This is a genomic window from Bacteroides reticulotermitis JCM 10512 (assembly GCF_000517545.1).
GTDB lineage: Bacteria > Bacteroidota > Bacteroidia > Bacteroidales > Bacteroidaceae > Bacteroides > Bacteroides reticulotermitis.
This window is the reverse complement of sequence record NZ_BAIV01000006.1, coordinates 51,353-69,685: the sequence shown is the minus strand read 5'-3', so window position 1 is coordinate 69,685 and position 18,333 is coordinate 51,353. Positions and strand designations below refer to the sequence as shown.

Annotated in this window: 14 protein-coding genes and 3 pseudogenes; 9 read left to right on the top strand and 8 right to left on the bottom strand. The window is 40.4% G+C overall.

Annotated features, from left to right (window positions below):
• The first annotated feature begins 4 nt into the window (after nucleotides 1-4).
• The gene (hisB, locus tag JCM10512_RS05020; protein ID WP_044161057.1) at nucleotides 5-1,129 is read left to right on the top strand and encodes a bifunctional histidinol-phosphatase/imidazoleglycerol-phosphate dehydratase HisB; all 1,125 of its coding nucleotides are present in this window, start codon (nucleotides 5-7) and stop codon (nucleotides 1,127-1,129) included.
• Nucleotides 1,129-1,692 (top strand): phosphatase domain-containing putative toxin, encoded by a 564-nt coding sequence (locus JCM10512_RS05015; RefSeq protein WP_044161054.1) that lies wholly within the window; start codon nucleotides 1,129-1,131, stop codon nucleotides 1,690-1,692. The genes hisB and JCM10512_RS05015 overlap by 1 nt, the downstream gene beginning before the upstream one ends.
• A 247-nt stretch (nucleotides 1,693-1,939) precedes the next feature.
• Here JCM10512_RS05015 and JCM10512_RS05010 read toward each other — a convergent pair whose 3' ends face one another.
• Complete coding sequence (locus JCM10512_RS05010) at nucleotides 1,940-3,865, bottom strand: NAD(+) synthase (RefSeq protein WP_044161052.1); 1,926 nt, start codon at nucleotides 3,863-3,865, stop codon at nucleotides 1,940-1,942.
• A 248-nt stretch (nucleotides 3,866-4,113) separates the two neighbouring features.
• Between JCM10512_RS05010 and JCM10512_RS05005 the strand changes: the two genes are divergently transcribed.
• Both JCM10512_RS05005 and JCM10512_RS05000 read left to right on the top strand, forming a co-directional pair.
• Entirely contained in the window at nucleotides 4,114-4,524 is a 411-nt protein-coding gene (locus JCM10512_RS05005) for a Fur family transcriptional regulator (RefSeq protein WP_148298276.1), read from the top strand.
• 36 nt (nucleotides 4,525-4,560) lie between these two features.
• Nucleotides 4,561-5,121, top strand: a complete 561-nt coding sequence (locus tag JCM10512_RS05000; RefSeq protein ID WP_044161048.1) for an NADH peroxidase — start codon at nucleotides 4,561-4,563, stop codon at nucleotides 5,119-5,121.
• A 279-nt stretch (nucleotides 5,122-5,400) separates the two neighbouring features.
• Here JCM10512_RS05000 and JCM10512_RS22710 read toward each other — a convergent pair whose 3' ends face one another.
• The 3 genes from JCM10512_RS22710 to trxA form a co-directional block, all read right to left on the bottom strand.
• Complete coding sequence (locus JCM10512_RS22710) at nucleotides 5,401-5,553, bottom strand: hypothetical protein (RefSeq protein WP_158332183.1); 153 nt, start codon at nucleotides 5,551-5,553, stop codon at nucleotides 5,401-5,403.
• Nucleotides 5,554-6,093: 540 nt separating this feature from the next.
• Nucleotides 6,094-6,561 carry a thioredoxin family protein gene (locus JCM10512_RS04995; protein WP_044161046.1) on the bottom strand — a complete coding sequence of 156 codons (468 nt, stop codon included), beginning with the start codon at nucleotides 6,559-6,561 and terminating at the stop codon, nucleotides 6,094-6,096.
• 18 nt (nucleotides 6,562-6,579) lie between these two features.
• Entirely contained in the window at nucleotides 6,580-6,879 is a 300-nt protein-coding gene (gene trxA / locus JCM10512_RS04990; protein ID WP_044161043.1) for a thioredoxin, read from the bottom strand.
• A gap of 195 nt (nucleotides 6,880-7,074) precedes the next feature.
• Here trxA and JCM10512_RS04985 point away from each other — a divergent pair.
• Nucleotides 7,075-8,201 (top strand): annotated as a pseudogene (locus JCM10512_RS04985) (glycosyltransferase family protein).
• Nucleotides 8,198-8,380 carry a hypothetical protein gene (locus JCM10512_RS04980; RefSeq protein WP_044161040.1) on the top strand — a complete coding sequence of 61 codons (183 nt, stop codon included), beginning with the start codon at nucleotides 8,198-8,200 and terminating at the stop codon, nucleotides 8,378-8,380. The pseudogene JCM10512_RS04985 and the gene JCM10512_RS04980 overlap by 4 nt, the downstream one beginning before the upstream one ends.
• 77 nt (nucleotides 8,381-8,457) lie before the next feature.
• Here JCM10512_RS04980 and JCM10512_RS04975 read toward each other — a convergent pair.
• The 3 genes and pseudogenes from JCM10512_RS04975 to JCM10512_RS04965 form a co-directional block, all read right to left on the bottom strand.
• Nucleotides 8,458-10,616, bottom strand: a pseudogene (locus JCM10512_RS04975) (S46 family peptidase).
• Nucleotides 10,616-12,775, bottom strand: a complete 2,160-nt coding sequence (locus JCM10512_RS04970) for a S46 family peptidase (protein WP_044161037.1) — start codon at nucleotides 12,773-12,775, stop codon at nucleotides 10,616-10,618. Before JCM10512_RS04970 ends, JCM10512_RS04975 begins: the two are co-directional and overlap by 1 nt.
• A gap of 33 nt (nucleotides 12,776-12,808) precedes the next feature.
• Complete coding sequence (locus JCM10512_RS04965) at nucleotides 12,809-14,044, bottom strand: anaerobic sulfatase-maturation protein (protein WP_044161034.1); 1,236 nt, start codon at nucleotides 14,042-14,044, stop codon at nucleotides 12,809-12,811.
• Between the two features lie 163 nt (nucleotides 14,045-14,207).
• Between JCM10512_RS04965 and JCM10512_RS04960 the strand changes: the two genes are divergently transcribed.
• The 3 genes from JCM10512_RS04960 (at nucleotide 14,208) to JCM10512_RS04950 (ending at nucleotide 17,280) form a co-directional block, all read left to right on the top strand.
• Nucleotides 14,208-14,945, top strand: coding sequence for a DUF4369 domain-containing protein (locus JCM10512_RS04960; protein WP_044161220.1), 738 nt, complete (start codon nucleotides 14,208-14,210; stop codon nucleotides 14,943-14,945).
• A 123-nt stretch (nucleotides 14,946-15,068) separates the two neighbouring features.
• Nucleotides 15,069-16,724 carry a tetratricopeptide repeat protein gene (locus JCM10512_RS04955; protein WP_148298274.1) on the top strand — a complete coding sequence of 552 codons (1,656 nt, stop codon included), beginning with the start codon at nucleotides 15,069-15,071 and terminating at the stop codon, nucleotides 16,722-16,724.
• Nucleotides 16,725-16,887: 163 nt separating this feature from the next.
• Entirely contained in the window at nucleotides 16,888-17,280 is a 393-nt protein-coding gene (locus tag JCM10512_RS04950) for a DUF3244 domain-containing protein (RefSeq protein WP_044161028.1), read from the top strand.
• Between the two features lie 203 nt (nucleotides 17,281-17,483).
• Here JCM10512_RS04950 and JCM10512_RS04945 read toward each other — a convergent pair.
• A pseudogene (locus JCM10512_RS04945) lies at nucleotides 17,484-18,241 on the bottom strand (lysophospholipid acyltransferase family protein).
• Nucleotides 18,242-18,333 lie beyond the last annotated feature (92 nt).

Below are 18,333 nucleotides of genomic sequence, written 5' to 3'. Positions count from 1 at the left end.
GGATATGAAAAAGAAAGTCTTGTTTATTGATAGAGATGGTACATTAGTGATAGAACCTCCTATAGACTATCAGTTGGACTCGTTGGAGAAGTTGGAGTTTTATCCGAAAGTATTTCGGAATTTAGGATTTATCCGAAGCAATCTGGATTATGAGTTTGTGATGGTAACCAATCAGGATGGATTGGGAACGACATCTTTTCCTGAAGAGACATTTTGGCCGGCCCATAACCTGATGCTGAAAACATTGGCAGGAGAGGGAATTACTTTTGACGATACACTGATCGATCGTAGCTTTCCGGCAGATAATGCGCCGACTCGTAAACCTCGCACCGGCATGCTTACCAAATATATAGATAATCCGGAGTATGACTTAAGCGGAAGCTTTGTGTTGGGCGACCGTCCTACGGATGTCGAGTTAGCCCGGAATCTGGGTTGTCGTGCTATCTATTTGCAGGATACTGTGGAATTGTTGGAGCAGCAAGGGTTGGCGGATGTATGTGCTTTGGCTACAACCGATTGGGATAAAATAGCCGAATTTCTTTTTGCCGGAGAACGTAAGGCGGAAGTACGTCGTACGACTAAAGAAACAGATATTTATGTGGCACTAAATCTGGATGGAAAAGGTTGCTGCAATATTTCTACCGGATTGGGATTCTTTGACCATATGTTAGAACAGATTGGCAAACACTCCGGTATGGATCTCACGATCCGTGTTAAAGGAGACCTTGAGGTGGACGAACATCACACGATTGAAGATACCGCAATTGCTTTAGGCGAATGTATTTATCAAGCAATAGGCAGTAAGCGTGGGATAGAACGTTACGGTTATGCGCTACCGATGGATGATTGTCTTTGTCAGGTGTGTCTTGATTTTGGCGGTCGCCCCTGGTTGGTTTGGGATGCAGAGTTTACGAGAGAGAAAATAGGGGAGATGCCTACAGAGATGTTTCTGCATTTCTTCAAATCCTTGAGTGATGCTGCTAAAATGAATCTGAATATCAAAGCTGAAGGACAAAACGAACATCATAAAATTGAGGGAATTTTCAAGGCACTTGCCCGTGCTTTGAAGATGGCAATTAAGCGTGATATCTATCATTTTGAACTTCCGTCGAGTAAAGGAGTGCTTTAATGCAGGTTACATCTAAAAGGTTTTTCTCCGGCATAGTCTTATTATTCGGTTGTCTGATTTCACTTTGCGGTCAAGAGTTTCAGGCCAAAAAGATAGAATTGCCGAGTAGTAAGCTGGTAAACTTATACCGGATAGATGACGGAGTTTATCGTTCGGAACAGCCTGAGAAGAATGATTTTAAAGCGCTGGAAGCATATGGTATAACTGAAGTCTTGAATCTGCGGAATAGGCATAATGATACAGATGAGGCTTTGGGAACATCGCTGGTTCTTCATCGGCAAAAGATGAAGGCTCATCGTGTGAATGAAGATCAATTGATTAAAGCCTTGCGGGTTATTCACCAGCGCAGGGGGCCTATTGTAATTCATTGTCATCACGGGTCCGATCGAACAGGAGCGGTTTGTGCTATGTACCGGATCGTTTTTCAGGGAGTTTCGAAAGAAGAAGCCATTCGTGAAATGAAAGATGGAGGTTTTGGCTTTCACCGGATTTACAAAAACATAGTTCGTACAATACGCAATGCCGATGTAGAACGAATACACCGTAAAGTTTTGCAGGAATAAAGAACTGCCCGTTGGTAGATGCTTTACTCAAGCAATCTATTAAAAATATAATCCCAACTAATTTATGCAAGTTAGTTGGGATTATGTATTTTATCTTCTTTCTATTGATTGTTCTCGATCAGTTTTTTGTCACCTATCACAAATGCATTCAATAGCTTGATTATTAGTATTTAAACATATGACGGATTGCTGTGATCGGAATGTGACAATCGAAATACTGTCACATGAGGTTAACGTTGAGCCTTATTTAAAGCTTCTCGCATTCTTTCAACCAGCTGGCAGGGCTGGCATCACTCGGCATCCTCCAGTCCCCTCGGGGACTGATTGAAATACTTCCGACCTTCGGTCCATCGGGTAGACAAGAGCGTTTAAACTGCTGTGTAAAGAAGCGTCTAAAGAAGGTTTGCAACCATTTCTTTATGGTTTCATCGTCATAACTACCTTTAAAGGCAATAGTTGCCAAGAAGAAAATTTTAGAGGGGCGGAAGCCAAAACGGAGAACGTAATAGAGGAAGAAGTCATGTAGTTCGTAAGGTCCTACCAGATCTTCGGTTTTTTGGTTAATTTCTCCGTTTTCATCTGCCGGGATCAGTTCCGGACTGATTGGTGTGTCCACAATGTCCAAAAGTGTCTTCTGAGAAGTATTGTCTATTTCATTCTCCGCTACCCATTGCACCAAGTGTCTGACAAGTGTTTTGGGAATACTCGAATTGATGCCATACATAGACATATGGTCGCCGTTGTATGTGGCCCATCCTAAAGCTAACTCAGATAAATCACCTGTACCGATTACCATTCCTCGAGTTTGATTGGCGATATCCATTAAAATTTGCGTACGTTCACGAGCCTGCGAGTTTTCGTAGGTTACATCGTGTACGTTGATGTCGTGATTGATATCTTTAAAGTGTTGGATGCATGCCTCTTTGATGCTGATTTCGCGCATCGATATTCCCAGGGATTTCATTAATTCAATGGCATTGAGGTAGGTACGATCGGTTGTACCGAATCCGGGCATTGTAATTCCCAGAATATCTTTTCGGGAAAGCCCCAGTTTATCGTAAGTCTTAACACAAACTAATAGAGCAAGCGTTGAGTCCAGTCCGCCCGAAATCCCTATTACAGCAGTTTTTGCCTCGGTATGTTTCAACCGTTGTGCCAATGCGCTAACTTGGATTGAGAACACTTCTTCGCATCGTTCATTCAATTCTGCTCCTTGTGGAATAAATGGGTGTGGATTGATTGGACGAGTCAGGGTCAATTCCCTCTTGTTCACGAATTCCGTATAGATACGAATCGGATCTAGTCGTCCGAGATTGCCTCTGTTAGCTGCGTAAGTCGTATTAACTCGCCGTTCGGCACGAATACGTTCTATATCGATTTCGCTGATGGTCAGTTGTTCTTTGATGCTGAAGCGTTCGCTATGTGCCAGTTGAGTACCATTTTCATAAATGATACCGTTACCGGCAAATACTACGTCCGTAGTAGACTCTCCAAACCCGCAAGACGCAAATACATATCCAGAGATGCAACGTGCCGATTGTTGGCTGATTAAGGAACATACATAATTATGTTTGCCGATTCCCTCATTGTCTGCCGACATATTGAAAATGATTTCCGCACCTTGCAATGCTAATGCAGAACTGGGTGGTATGGTTGCCCACAAATCTTCGCATATTTCAATGCCGAATGTTGTAGAGGAAGTTTCGAACAGCAGGTTCGCGCCAATTGGAATAATTTGTCCGCAAAGACGTACATTGCTTCTGGTCAGTTGAGTGGAAGAGGTAAACCAGCGTTGTTCGTAGAACTCTTTATAGTTTGGAAGATAAGTTTTCGCTACCGCTCCTAAGACTTTGCCTTTTTGAATGACTACAGCGGCATTGACGAGTGTTGAGTCAACTACTATTGGCATGCCGATAATTGAAATAATGTCCAGTTGTCTGGTATTATTTAGTATTTGTATCAGTCCCATTTCGGCTTCCTCCAACAATAGTTGCTGGCCGAATAGATCGCCGCATGTATATCCGGTTATGCTCAGTTCGGGGAATACGATTATTTGTACTCCTTTTCCATCGGCAATAGCAATCTGGCCTTCTATTCTCTCTGTATTAAACTTGCAGTCACCTACTCTGACATGTGGGCTTGCCGCAGCTACTTTAACGAATCCGTAGTTCATTTGACGTCTTATTTATATAATATGAATGCAAAAGTAAAAAATAGTTTTCATTCCTCATAGGTTTGTAGGTAAATCCTAAAGGAAAGACTGAATTATAGTTAATACCCTTATGCTTTACCGCTTGATTTGTGAAATTGTATTTTTTATAAAAAAAGCTTGTATTTATTTGTATATTTCGAATAACTCATTTACCTTTGCATTAGCTCTATAGTTGTAATAACTACAATATTGTAAATAAAAAGAAGACAATGGAATCCTATGATCGGTTACTGAAGTATAACATTAAACCCTCTATGCAAAGAATTGCAATTATGGAGTATTTAATCGAACATCGTACGCATCCCTCAGCTGATGAGATATATACAGCTTTGTCACCAAAGATGCCGACTCTCTCGAAAACAACTGTTTATAATACGTTGAAACTCTTTGCTGAGCATGGTGCGGCATTAATGCTCACGATTGATGAGCGAAATGCCAATTTCGATGCTGATACTTCTCCGCACTCGCATTTCTTTTGCAAGTCTTGTTCACATATCTACGATCTAAAAGCTCCGGAAGGAGTAAAACAGGTGGAAAAACAAGATATGGGTGGTCATGAGGTGACAGAGATACATTACTATTATAAAGGTACTTGCCGGAATTGTTTGACTGAACAATAATATACAAAATGACTAATTAATTAAAATTGAAAAGAAATGAAAAAATTTAGATGTACTGTTTGCGGTTACGTTTATGAAGGTGACGCAGCTCCAGAAAAATGCCCTTTGTGTAAAGCACCTGCTAGCAAATTTGTAGAAGTGGTTGAGACAGAAGGTGGAGCTCTTACTTTTGCCGATGAGCATGTAATTGGTGTAGCTAAAGGATGCGACGAAGAAATGATTAAGGATCTTAATAACCATTTCATGGGCGAATGCACAGAAGTAGGTATGTATTTGGCTATGAGTCGTCAAGCTGACCGTGAAGGTTATCCTGAAGTGGCTGAAGCTTTCAAACGTTATGCTTGGGAAGAAGCCGAACATGCTGCTAAATTTGCAGAGTTATTGGGTGACTGCGTATGGGATACTAAAACCAACTTGCAAAAACGTAAAGATGCTGAACAAGGTGCATGCGAAGACAAAAAGCGTATTGCAACTCGTGCTAAAGCATTAAACTTAGATGCTATTCACGACACAGTACACGAGATGTGTAAAGATGAAGCTCGTCACGGTAAAGGTTTTGAAGGGCTATACAATCGTTATTTCGGCGATAAGAAATAAGTCATTTTATTAATGGCTTTTGAAAGGCTTGTATTCTTGCGGAATACAAGCCTTTTTTATGGATCACTTGTCAAAGTATGGGGGCGATGTGGGCTCATGCTTTCTGAGTACTAGCTAAATTACACCCCATACAATATCCCTACATCCGATTTTTGTCTATATTTTCATCTCGGGGCTTGACTTTGCACAATGATACAACACTCTTATGACTAAATCACTTTTTTGCATATCGTTCAGTATATCAATTAATTGCAATGCGCCTTCTTTTTTTAGATCATTTTATTCTGATAGGTGATAGCTACTGCTTATTTTTTCAAAAAATAGAGCTTCCAATGCACCAAACAAGCCTGTTTTAGAACCGTATTGTGCGCAACTATTCGTAAATTTAAATAGCTTTTTTCTATATTTTTCTCCTTCTATTTCCTGTTTCACATATTGTGCGACGCCTGTTCCACATTATGTGGGACACGTGCTTCACAATATGTGAGTCAGCTGTTCCACAGTTGTGGAACAGGAAATATTATGGGTAAAGATGTCTTTTACTAGTTGTTTACTACTATCTCCCGAGGGATTTTGTCAAGTACTCAATCTTCGGGAATCGGTATTATCTATTGAGTAGATCAGGCTGAAAAAAAGTAGACGCAATATATTGAACTGTCAATCAGTCGTTTACGGAAAAAAGTGATTATGACATAAGAGTGTTGTATCATTGTGTAACTCGCTTAAATTGCGTGTTTTATCGGTTACTTAGTTTATAGGGCAGGCTATATCCCTAGATTTAAGTTAAGGGGAATAATGAATATTCTCTTATTATTGTATATATTAATAAAGATTCAGGCGTAATCCCCATACTTTTGCAGGTGATCCGAAACATGGCTTGAGTTTCCGAAATGCAATAATAAAAAGAGCCATCAACAAGGCGACTTCTTCCGAGGCTGCCGTTGTTGATGGCTTTATAAACTAATTAACTTCTTATTTCTTTAATAGAAACTCATCGATAGCCTTTTTGTAAGTTGCTTTATCGGCAGCTCCACGAAAAAGTTGCGGGTCACCATTCATGGGTATGAACACAAATAGAGGAATACTGCTTACATTGAATAAGGCTGCCAGCTCTTTCTGCTTATCCACATTCACTTTATAAATGACAATGCTGTCAGCATATTCTTTAGCTAGCTCTTTCATGATAGGCGCTATCTGACGGCAAGGTCCGCACCAATCGGCATATAGGTCGATAATGGCAGGTTTGTCTCCGGTATAATTCCATTCCTTTGAATTCTCGTAGTTGAAAACTTTACTCAGAAACATGGCTTTATCCATTGTTACAACTTCACCGTTACCTGTATTTTCTTGTTTACCCTGATTTGTTTTAGCCCCGTCATTGAATGCATACACAATCACACTGATCATGACAAGGGTTACTGATACTAATACTTTCTTCATTTATTGTTTTTAAATTCTTTATACGTAATGCTGAGCCAATACTCCTTTCAAGATATTGGTCTGGATAACACCGGAATGTCTCCATACCGGTTCACCGTTCTTGAAAAGAATAAATGTCGGTACTGCCTGTATCTGATAGTCACCAGCCAGTGCCGGGCGCTCATCTACATCTATTTTTACGATTCGCACTTTATCACCTACGGCTGCCTTCACTTCTTCTAGAATCGGTTTCATAGCCTTGCAGGGTCCACACCATTCAGCATAGAAATCTACTAAAACGGGAGTGGGGGATTGTATTAAATCTTCGAACTTTTCCATGATTTTTCCTTTCTTTATGGTATTCACATCTATCAGGAGCTATGAATACGGTGTATATTAACTGATTTATTACTATAACGGTGAAATAGGCATATTTGTTCATCAAATAGTCATCTCGTAGTTATTCCATTGTAACATGGAAAAAGGATCTTTGCGTAAAGAAAAAAACAGAAACGGAACCAATAACTATTGCTTATGAAATTTTTATTTATTGTTCAAGGAGAGGGCAGAGGCATCTTACACAGGCCATCACGCTTGAAGATATGTTGATACGTAACGGGCATGAAGTTGTGGAGATATTGGTTGGTAAAAGTTCGACGCGTACTTTACCGGGATTCTTCAATCGAAGTGTTCAAGCACCGGTAAAGCGTTTTATCAGCCCCAACTTTTTACCCGAAGCAGATCATAAAAGAATGAATCTGAAGAAAAGCTTCACTTATAATCTCATGCATTTTCCGGAATATCTACGTAGCATTCGCTATATCAATCGCCGTATTGAGGAGAGTGGGGCAGAAGTTGTTATCAATTTCTACGAACTATTGGCCGGACTGACTTACGCGTTCTTTCGTCCGTCTGTTCCCTGTGTATGCATTGGACATCAGTATATGTTTTTGCATCAGGAGTTTAAGTTTCCGGAAAGGAGTTCGCTCCAATTATTTATGCTTCGGTTCTTCACTCGACTGACAAGTCTTCGGGCAGATAAAAAGCTAGCTCTTTCTTTTCAGCAGATGGAGAAAGATCAAAAGCAGGAGATTGTTGTAATTCCTCCTCTGTTGCGGCAGGAAGTTTTGGCGCTGCAAGCTGCAAAGGGAAATCATATCCATGGTTATATGGTTAACTCCGGCTTTTCGGACGCTATAGAAGCCTTTCATGCCTTGCACCCCGAGGTCTCTTTAAAGTTTTTTTGGGATAGGGCTGAGGCCGAAGAAGTTACACAAGTTGACGAAACATTGAGCTTTCACCAGATAGATGATGTGAAATTCCTCAATGGCATGGCCGGTTGTTATGCTTATGCAAGCACAGGTGGGTTTGAGTCGATTTGTGAGGCAATGTATTTAGGCAAACCGGTCTTGATGGTGCCGGTACACATCGAACAGGAATGTAATGCGTACGATGCTCAATTGTCCGGTGCCGGTATCATTAGCGATTCTTTTGATTTAAAAGCTTTGCTGAGCTCGGCCGAAACATATACGCCTAATCGGGAATTTATGTATTGGACTCGAAGTTGTGAACGCAAAATTCTCTTTGAATTGGAAAACATGTTTACGACGCAGCCAAGTATTACTCCAATAACAACATTAACTAACTATTTATCAACATGAAACTGGAAAAGAATGATTATGTACTCGCGTTTGCGGTAGACGGTCGGTATTATGCGTGGATGGTAGCTAGTATGCAATACAATGCATCTGGGAACTCGAAAGAAGAAGCGGTTAAGAATCTGGAAGATGTGATCAATACGATCATTTCCGAAATGTATATGGTAGAGGAGTTTGTTTAGCGACTAACTAAAAACCGGAAGCGGACTTGCTAGTATTGATTGAATCTGCAAGTTACCTGCTTCCGGTTCTATCTTTTTTAATTTACCAGGCTTAGCTCATCAATGATGTGCGATGCTCCGGCATATTTATCAATAAGAAACAGGATGTAACGGATGTCTACACACGCAGCCCGCTGAGAAGAGGGGCGGAATGCTATATCACCGGTAAGCCCTTCGTAGTTGCGATCGAACGCAGTACCTACGAGTTGTCCCTTGCCGTTAAATACCGGACTTCCCGAATTACCTCCGGTATTGTCGGTGTTTACAATGAAGCAGACAGGCATTTCTCCATCTTTTCCGTATTTGCCATAATCTTTGGCTTTGTATAGCTGTTTGAGTTTATCAGGTACTACAAACTCCCAGTTAGCCGGGTCTTCTTTTTCCATTACCCCTTTGAGGGTGGTGTAATAATCATATTTCACTCCATCGGCAGGCTCATAAGGCAATACTTGCCCGTATGTCAAACGCAAGGTCGAATTCGCGTCCGGATAAATTGGAGTCCCTTTCTCTCGCTTTAGATCCATCATGCCTTTTACCCATACTTTATGTGCAGCATCATAATTGGCATTTGCGTCTTTCATGGCAATGGTTGTTTGCAATATTCCATCGGTAATTGAATATTTGAATAACACCATCCAGTCGTACTTTATCTTATAGAGACTAGGCTTCTGAATAAACTTTTCGAAGTTTTGTGGATTGCCGAAAATCGAACTTTTGAAACAGGCCTCTGCAAAAGCGTCTATACTTCCTTTGAAACGAGAATCAATGATCTTGAAGATATTAATTCGCTGCTCTTCTGGAATATACTTTGCATAAGTCTTAAGCATTTCTTTGGCTACTAACAATTCAACCTCGGGGAATGGCACGGAAGCGAAATATTTATCACCTTCTACTTTCAGGTTTTGAGTAGCCAGCTTGATCTTCTCTTTATCTTTCGCTTGAAGAGCTGCGACCAGTTCGGTTGTGGAAGGAATGCGCATAAAGTCGAGTGCACTGATAAGCGCCTCGTTGATGGCTTGCTGATGATAAAGTGCGTTGCGGCGATGAGCGACAATGGCGCGTATGTCATCAAAAGCTTTTTGATAGGCATCATTTCCTTTCTCGCGTCCGTAAGCTAGAAGGTCTTCTTGTTGTGTACGCTTCGTGTCAAGCACTTTCAGACGGGTAAGTCCTTCGTTCATGCCAATGGCATTTTTCCAATAGTTGGCAGATGATGCATATTTGCTGGCGTAATGAATACGCACAGCAGGATCTTTCAACATCTGTTCCATCAATACATCTTGCCGAACTTCACGTACATGGTGACGCATGAAATTGGTTGTTTGCATTCGTTCCTCAACTTCATCGGATATCATATAACGCCAGTTACGCCCCGGAAATCCCATCGCAAAGGTAAAATCACCTTCCTGAACTCCGGCAATACTGATTTTAAGATGCTTCTTCACATGAAGTGGAACGTTATCTTTAGCGTACGCTGCCGGCTTGCCATCTTTATCCGCATAGATACGGAACAAAGAAAAGTCGCCGGTATGGCGAGGCCACATCCAGTTGTCCGTATCGGCCCCGTACTTGCCTATCGAAGAAGGAGGCGCGCCGACCATACGTATATCGCTATAGACGGTCTTGACAAACAAATAATATTTGTTGCCTCCGTAGAAAGCTTTAAGTTCCAGCTTTGTACTTGGGCTTTCTTCTATCTTTTCTGCCCGTGCAAACCGCTCGGCTACTCTGCTGAGGTAAGTCGGAGAAAGATAATTAACGCCATTCGGATCTCCGTCTGTTTTCAATTGTTCGTTTACATAGCTGGTTACATCCAGTATACGGTCAATGAAAGTAACGGTTAGTTCAGGCGTAGGAGCTCGGCATCCCGATTCATGGCCCAGAAGCCATCGGTTAAATAATCATGCTCTACGCTACTATGTTGTTGGATAGCTCCATAGCCACAGTGATGGTTGGTAAGGATCAGTCCCTCAGAAGAGATGATTTCGCCAGTACAGCCTCCTCCAAAATGCACGACTGCATCTTTCAGAGATAATCCGTTGGCGTTGTAAACTTCTTCAATAGGAATTTCAAGTCCTAATTCTCGCATAGCAACCGCATTCTGCGCTTTCAAGTCGGTAAGCATCCACATCCCTTCATCGGCGTGAATGCTTAAGGTTGCTAATAAAAAAGTAGTAAATAAAAATAGTTTCTTCATTATTCTACAATTGTCATTTCATTAATCAAATGTCCGCAGTTGCCTAGTTTATCCAAGATAAAGAGTACATAGCGTATATCCAAATTAATACAGCGTTGCAGGCTGTTATCGAAGTTAATATCACCACTTAGTGATTCCCAGTTACCATCAAAAGCACAACCAATCAGTTCGCCGTTTTCATTCAGAACAGGACTTCCTGAATTACCACCGGTGATGTCATTCGTCGACAGGAAGCAAACCGGCATTTCACCGTTGGGCAAAGCGTAACGACCATAGTCTTTGTTCTCGATCAATTCTTTCAGCTTGGCAGGTACTACGAATTCACGGTCTTCCGGATTCTCTTTTTCAAGTATTCCATTGGTTGTCGTATAGTAATTATAGTGCACACCGTCTTTAGGGCTATATGCTTTCACATTTCCGTAAGTCAACCGAATGGTAAAGTTCGCATCCGGATAGGAGGGAACGGGTAACTTCATCTCGTTTAGTCCGCGGATGTATGTTTTATGCAAAAGAGCTAAGTCTTTGTTCAGTTCTTGAAGTTGGCTTGCAAGCTGTCTGTAGGCATCGTACTTGGATTGACAATATTGTATAGCCAGATCCTGATCGATAACTTTAACAGTTGGTTTCTTAACGAAATTATCAAAGTTGGTTTGATTGGCCATGATTGAATGGTCGTACATCTCGTCAATAAACTTATTGTAATCTCCTTTATACTTCTGTTCGATAACCCGGTAGATAGACGGGCGTTGCTCTGCCGGAATCATTTCGGCATACAATGGGAATAAAGCTTTGGCTACCTTGCGGTCTACTTCATGGTCGTAGTCTTTGTTGTGAACTTCAGCATAGGCCTCTTTAAGTTCCTGTAAACGGACTTTAATTAAAGAGTCATTCTTGGCAACTAATGCTTCACGCAGCGTGGTTAGCTGATTATTACCAAATTCAATGGCAGCGAAGAATACTTCACGCAGGCTGGTAAACTGATAGTTTAGCGGAGAAGTCTGGGCTATGTGGTTGTCAATCTGACTCACAACCTTCACATAATCGCTGTTATTCTGTTTTTGTGCAAAAGCAGCAAACAGCGTTTCCTGTTCGGCTTTGGTGCCTAATACGTCATTGTCGATAATTGCTTTATTCATTCCGATGGAATTCTTCCAGTAATTGCTCGATCCGGCATATTTGTTCGCATACTGGATGCGTATTTTGTCGCTGGCATTCATAACTTCTTTCAGTACAGACAAGCGGGCACCCCGAATGCGGATACGAGGATCATTGGTCGACTCCATGCGCTCCTTAATTTCGGAAACAGTCAGATAGCGGCTTGTGCTTCCCGGAAATCCCATAATCATGGCATAATCTCCTTCTTTCAAACCTTTCAGTGAAATAGATAAATGTTTCTGAGTCTTTAGAGGTGTGTTGGTTGCAGCATATTCGGCAGGTTCTCCATTCGCGTCCGCATATATACGGAAGATCGAAAAGTCACCGGTATGGCGTGGCCACATCCAGTTGTCGGTTTCTCCACCGAACTTCCCAATAGAGGAGGGAGGAGCAGCTACCATACGTACGTCCGAATAGATCTTCTTATAAAAGATGTAGAATCTATTACCTGCATAAAACGGAAGAGCTTGTGGTACAATTCCTTTTTTGCCTTTCAAATCACTTTGTTGATAAAGGCTCATAGCCAGTTTTTCCAGAAAAGGACCGGTGAACGACTCGGACTCTGTAATCTCTTTAGCGGCTATCTTTGCATTTACAAGATCTGTAATATCTTCAATTCGTTCGATAAACGTAAACTTCAACCCCGGAGTTGCTAATTCTTTGTCTCTCGAAGCAGCCCAGAAACCATCTGTCAGATAATCGTGTTCAACACTGCTATGTTGTTGGATAGAGGCATAACCACAATGATGATTCGTCAGGATAAGTCCTTCGGGAGAGATAATCTCACCGGTACATCCTCCTCCGAAGATGCCTACTGCATCTTTAAGAGAGACTCCGTTCGGGTTGTATAAGTCCTTGGCGTCCAGTTTTAAACCTTGTTTTTTCATCATGTCTATCGAATGTTGCTCTTGCATCAACTGCAACAACCACATTCCCTCGTCTGCTCTTGCAGAGCATACTATTAGCGTTATTAACCCTAATAGATAAAGTCTCAGTCTGTTCATTATTATTGAATATTAATTTGGATTATTTATTTCTTATTGCAACTTACCACTTTGAATAGCTGCCATGATATTGGCAGGTGGGCGTTGGTTCATAAATTCATTTTTCATAAAGTCCATGTATGGTGCTACGTGGTCGAAGAATTGATAGTACCCTTTACATAAGTAATTGAGTCCGGCTTCTCCATCCGCGGTATTCATAAAACGATTCTTAGGACACTCTCCGTTGCAGGCAAATAAATAGGTACACTCCTTGCATTGGGTAGGAAGCGATTGACTCTTCATGAGGCCGAATGCATTTTGTTTTTCGCTGTACATCATTTCTACCAGCGACTTCTGATAGATGTTACCTAATTTATATGCTGGGAAAACAAAGTGGTCACACGAATATACGTCTCCGTTAAATTCCATAACGCCTGCGTGCCCACAAGTCTTTGCCATTGTGCAGACGCCCGGCTGTTCGCCTATCCAGTTGGCTAGTGTCGAATCGAATAATTGTATATAGTACTGACCCACATCCTGCTTGATCCATTCATCGAAAATGGCACAAAGAAAGTTACCCCATTGTTCGGGACTAATAGAGAAATCCGCTAGTTCTCCTTTCCCTTCTTCCGCCAACGACGCCAAATGACGTCCGTCATTGTGTCGATAAATTCGTTCCACAATGGGTGCAAACTGAATATAACGACAGCCTATCTCTTTGAAGAAATTATAAAAATCGAGTGGGTAGTCAGCATTAAAATCATTGATAACCGCCATCGCATTCCATTCCACACCGTGCTTCTTCAGTAGGTTAATGCCTTGCATAACCTTTATAAAAGAAGGCTTGCCTAGTTTGTTTTTTCGGTATTCATCATGAAACTCTTGCGGACCGTCGATCGATACACCAACCAGCCAATTGTTTTCTTTAAAAAAACGACACCATTCATCGGTCAGCATAGTGCCATTGGTTTGGATACAATTGTCAATAGTACGTCCGCCGGCATACCGTTTTTGTAACTCCATCGCTTTCTTATAAAAGGAGAGCGGACGCATTAATGTTTCTCCTCCATGCCAAGTGAAAAGAACCTGAGGCATGGTTTGTGAGTTAATATATTCTTCGATGAACTTTTCCAGGAGTTCATCACTCATAATGTGTTTAGGGGTATTCTGGTATAATTCAGCTTTTTCCAAGTAATAGCAGTATTCGCATGCTAGGTTGCATACAGCTCCTACAGGCTTTAACATCACATAAAGCGGCTTGGAAAAGGGGGCATAAGTCGAACTAATCATGAATGCAAATTTAGATAAACTAAATGAAAAAAAGTGAGTATTCGTTCTGTTTTAAAGGATTATTAAAGAAAATAGTCTTACAAGTTTTAAATATTGATAAAATGTTTCTTTGAAATCTCAAACCGTTGTACATTTGTGCCATGAATTCATAGATAATAAACAGATGAACGCCAATAAAATTTTGCCTTTCTTGTTTTTGCTTCCGTTTCTTGCATCATGTACGCATGCATATAAGATTGAAGGGACCTCTTCGGTGAATACCTTAGACGGGAAAACTCTCTACTTAAAGTCTTTGCGTGATGGAGAATGGGTGAAACTGGATTCGACAGAAGTTGTCCATGGCACATTTGCGATGAAGGGAAAACTAGATTCGGTGCAAATGGCGACATTGTTTATGGGTGAAGAAAATATTATGCCGATTATTCTGGAAAACGGTAAAACAGTTGTTACCATCAGCAATACTGAACTGAAAGCAGTAGGAACTCCCTTGAATACCGCTTTATATGATTTCATCCATAAGAAAAGTGAGATGGAAGCGAACTTGGCTGATTTGGAGCAGAAAGAAACACGCATGGTGCTAGAAGGTGGTGATCTTACAGATATTCACCGTCAGCTATCTTTGGAAGGAGATTCGTTAGTAACTGCCATGAATCAATATGTAAAGACATTCATCTCCGAAAATTATGAAAATGTATTGGGCCCTAATGTCTTCATAATGTTATGTAGCTCACTTCCTTATCCCATTATGACTCCTCAAATAGATGAAATTTTGAAAGATGCTCCTTATACTTTTAAGAGTAACAAGATGGTTCGGGAGTTTATCTCCAAAGCCAAAGAAAATCTAAAATTGATAGAAGAGCATCAGCGAATGGAAGAAAATACGTTCTCTACTGCTAAATAGAACTGTTTTTTGCTTACTTTTGCTGAAATTTAAGATGAAATGAATATCAAATCTGTAATAGATTCAGTTCTTCTATTTTTAATCGCCATTGCGACTGTATCCTGTAATAGAGATTCAAGTCCTTTGAGTGATACCTTCTTGAAGGTAGAACAGTGCATGGAGGGGCATCCGGATAGTGCGCTGATTTTATTAAACCATATTCCACATCCCGAAAAACTATCTGGTAAGTCGCAAGCTGACTATGCGCTTTTGATGACACAAGCCATCGATAAGAACTATTTGGATTTCAGCTCGGATTCATTGATTCGTTTTGCTGTGCAATATTACGCATCAGATAAAAATGATTTTCGCTCCAAAGGGAAAACCTATTTTTATTATGGTCGGGTGATGCAAGAATTGAGTAGGCATGAAGAAGCGATGAAGGCTTATCTTCAAGCTCGAACGATTCTCGAAGGCAGTAAAGAGTATAAACTACTTGGTCTGATATCCGAAAGGATCGGTGATCTCTGTTGGGAACAAGATTTTTTAGAAGAAGCGTTGAAGAACTACAAAAGTTCTCGAACTTATTATACCTATGCAAAAGATTCGTGTTGTCTGAGTTATGCCCTGAGAAATATTGCCAGAGTTCATTTCTATGAGCGTGAAAGTTTTGATACGATTCGAGCCTATTATCAGTCGGCTCTTGAGGTTGCGAGTTTAAGTAAGTCTGCTTCGGAATCTTCCATTATGCAGGAATTGGGCGTTTTGTATCGTGAACGCAAAGAGTATGGTAAAGCTGAAAGCTACTTTTTGGCTTCTCTGAATTTAGAGGAGAATATAAATTACCGTTATTCTACGCATTTGTCTCTTGGTAAATTATACCTATATACCAAGGAACTGTCTAAAGCTGAATATCATTTAATGAAATGTCTGAACTCTACTCATCTTGATCTAAAAGCTGATGCTTATAATTGTTTGTCAGGATTGGAAAAGGAAAGAGGAGATTTGCGATTAGCCTTATCTTATAAAGAGGAAGAAGATTCTATTCGTCAGCAGTCTCAAAAGGAGGAAATCGGCAAGGCTATGGCTGATTTGCAAAAGAAGTACGATAACGAGAAGCTACAGAAAGAAAATTTGCAGAATACAATCGCATATAAAAACAAATTGCTTCTATGTCTGGCTTTGTTGGTAGCTATGGTCTGTTTTCTGTGTTATTACTATTTTAAGTTGAACGAGAAGAAGAAACGCATCAGAGAAATTGAGCGGGTGATTGATTCCAACCGGGTTTTGATACGTATTTACGAAAAAGAAGTTCAGGAATATCGCCAGCGTGAAGATGAGTCTGATGCTACCCGCAATAAAATGGGAGCATTGAATGCGAAAGTTTTAGTTCTCTCCATGCAGAATAAAGAGTTGATAGGCCGAATCAAGACCTTAGATAGTGATCGGGTAATTAACGACTCGGAAATTACGGACTATTTGGTAGCCATGCGTCTGTTGCTCTCTTTGAAAAATGATTCTATCAAAGAAGATCTGAGTGGTGAAGATTGGGGACGTATTTTTACGCTATTGGATTTCATGCATCATAACTTTTATTCCCGGCTCCGGCAAGAATTCTCAAATTTGACTAAACACGATATTGAAATCTGTTGTTTGTTTAGGTGTGGATTTACGCACGAAGAGTTGGGGCGTATATTTCATACTGCTTCTGACTCTGTGACCAAGGCTAAAGGACGATTGAAAAAGAGAATAGGAATTTCAATTAATGATGATTTAGAAGAGTTTTTGCGGAAGTATTAGTGAATAATGATTTGGATTGTCCGGGTGATTCCACTTGCGTTTTAGCTTAATTGCTTTATAATAAGCGTGTTGCTTGTCTTTTGTACTCCTTTATTTGTCTGGGTGTATTTTTTTGTGTTTTCATAGGGAAACCCTACTTTTGAAAAATCAAAAATGGTAGTATATGAAATCACGTTTAATTCTATTAGTACTTGTCGCTATTATGTGTTGCACAAGTAATGTTAATGCTTTTTCTAGTGTTGAAGAGACCTCTGCAAATACTACAACGAATGTTCCTATGAAAGGGGAGTTTTCGCAGAGAGGTAGTCGTCGGGCTACAGAGCCTGATATTCCTGTCGTTGTTTATATAAACAATGATAAGATATACATAGAATTTACAAGAGCAGTTGATGCTTTCAATCTCTCTATAGATGGAGACTTGGAAGTAACGGGTGGAGTAGCTCAATTAGGGCAGGTATTTGTTTTTTCGCTTGAAGGATACGAAGCTGGAGAACATTTATTGGAAGTTCTGAATCCTCTCGGTGGATCTGTTTATGGAGAGTTTACGACCGAATAAATAATTGAAATTGGTTTGTGACTTTCAGATGTGAAACTTGTAAGTTAGAAATCGGCAGTTGCCGAGGCCTAGTCTTTATCAAGTTTGAATAGAGTTTTTTGATCAAGTTAAAAGATTTGTTTTTTTGATTTGATAGATTAATTATATGACTGGTTAGGTATGTGGGGGTGCGTGAGTACCTCCACATATTGTTTATAGGCGGTTTATCTGTCTTGATCTTCGTTTTTAACCATTCCTTTATATTTCTCGGGCAAGGCACTTTCTACCATAGAATAAGCTTCGGCCATTGTAGCTTTATATTTTCAGTGCCTTTACCTTTAGGCGGAATCGGATCATGTATTGTTAAGATCATGCGGTGAGGATGAATCCATTTGCCAGTTCGCGGAAGAATTTCAAACGAACCATCAATTGTGACAGGAACAACGGCTAGTTGTAAATCATCTGCTAGCTGGAAAGCACCCTTCTTGAAGTATCCCATGTGGCCGGTAAATGTACGTGCTCCTTCTGGGAAAACGACTAAAGATACACCATCTTTCAATGATTCCTTGGCTTTTTGGATGGTCTCTAATACTTTCTTCGGACCTGAACGGTTAACAAAAATATGTCCGGCGCTCTCACAAGCTTTCCCTACAAATGGAATCTTACGCAAACTTTTTTTCATCATCCATTTAAAGTTGCGTCCAATGAAACCATAGATAAGGAAGATGTCGAATGAACCCTGATGATTGGGGACAAATATGTATGAAGTTCGTTTATGCAGCTTCTCGCGTCCGTGCACTTTGACACGAATTAGCAGAAAAACACAAATTAGTTGCGACCATATTTTTCCAGGGTAATATCCCCAAATATGTGCTCCTCCCAGTAAAGAACCAAGGATCGTTACAACCGCTGTGAGAATAGTCAATACCAGTAATATAGGTAAAGCTATAAAGATCTGATAAATGTAGTACAAAATTTTCATAGGGGTCACTTAAATTATATGTGCAAATATACATGAATCTTTCAGAAAAAATTGCATAATGAAGGAATATAAATAACTTTGCCTATCCTAAA

Coding starts and splice junctions, on each gene's coding strand:
- JCM10512_RS05010 (WP_044161052.1), bottom strand. CDS start 3,865: ATGAACTACGGATTCGTTAAAGTAGCTGCGGCAAGCCCACATGTCAGA.
- JCM10512_RS04995 (WP_044161046.1), bottom strand. CDS start 6,561: ATGAAGAAAGTATTAGTATCAGTAACCCTTGTCATGATCAGTGTGATT.
- JCM10512_RS04970 (WP_044161037.1), bottom strand. CDS start 12,775: ATGAACAGACTGAGACTTTATCTATTAGGGTTAATAACGCTAATAGTA.
- JCM10512_RS04965 (WP_044161034.1), bottom strand. CDS start 14,044: ATGATTAGTTCGACTTATGCCCCCTTTTCCAAGCCGCTTTATGTGATG.
- trxA (WP_044161043.1), bottom strand. CDS start 6,879: ATGGAAAAGTTCGAAGATTTAATACAATCCCCCACTCCCGTTTTAGTA.
- hisB (WP_044161057.1), top strand. CDS start 5: ATGAAAAAGAAAGTCTTGTTTATTGATAGAGATGGTACATTAGTGATA.
- JCM10512_RS05015 (WP_044161054.1), top strand. CDS start 1,129: ATGCAGGTTACATCTAAAAGGTTTTTCTCCGGCATAGTCTTATTATTC.
- JCM10512_RS04980 (WP_044161040.1), top strand. CDS start 8,198: ATGAAACTGGAAAAGAATGATTATGTACTCGCGTTTGCGGTAGACGGT.
- JCM10512_RS04960 (WP_044161220.1), top strand. CDS start 14,208: ATGAACGCCAATAAAATTTTGCCTTTCTTGTTTTTGCTTCCGTTTCTT.
- JCM10512_RS05005 (WP_148298276.1), top strand. CDS start 4,114: ATGGAATCCTATGATCGGTTACTGAAGTATAACATTAAACCCTCTATG.
- JCM10512_RS05000 (WP_044161048.1), top strand. CDS start 4,561: ATGAAAAAATTTAGATGTACTGTTTGCGGTTACGTTTATGAAGGTGAC.
- JCM10512_RS04950 (WP_044161028.1), top strand. CDS start 16,888: ATGAAATCACGTTTAATTCTATTAGTACTTGTCGCTATTATGTGTTGC.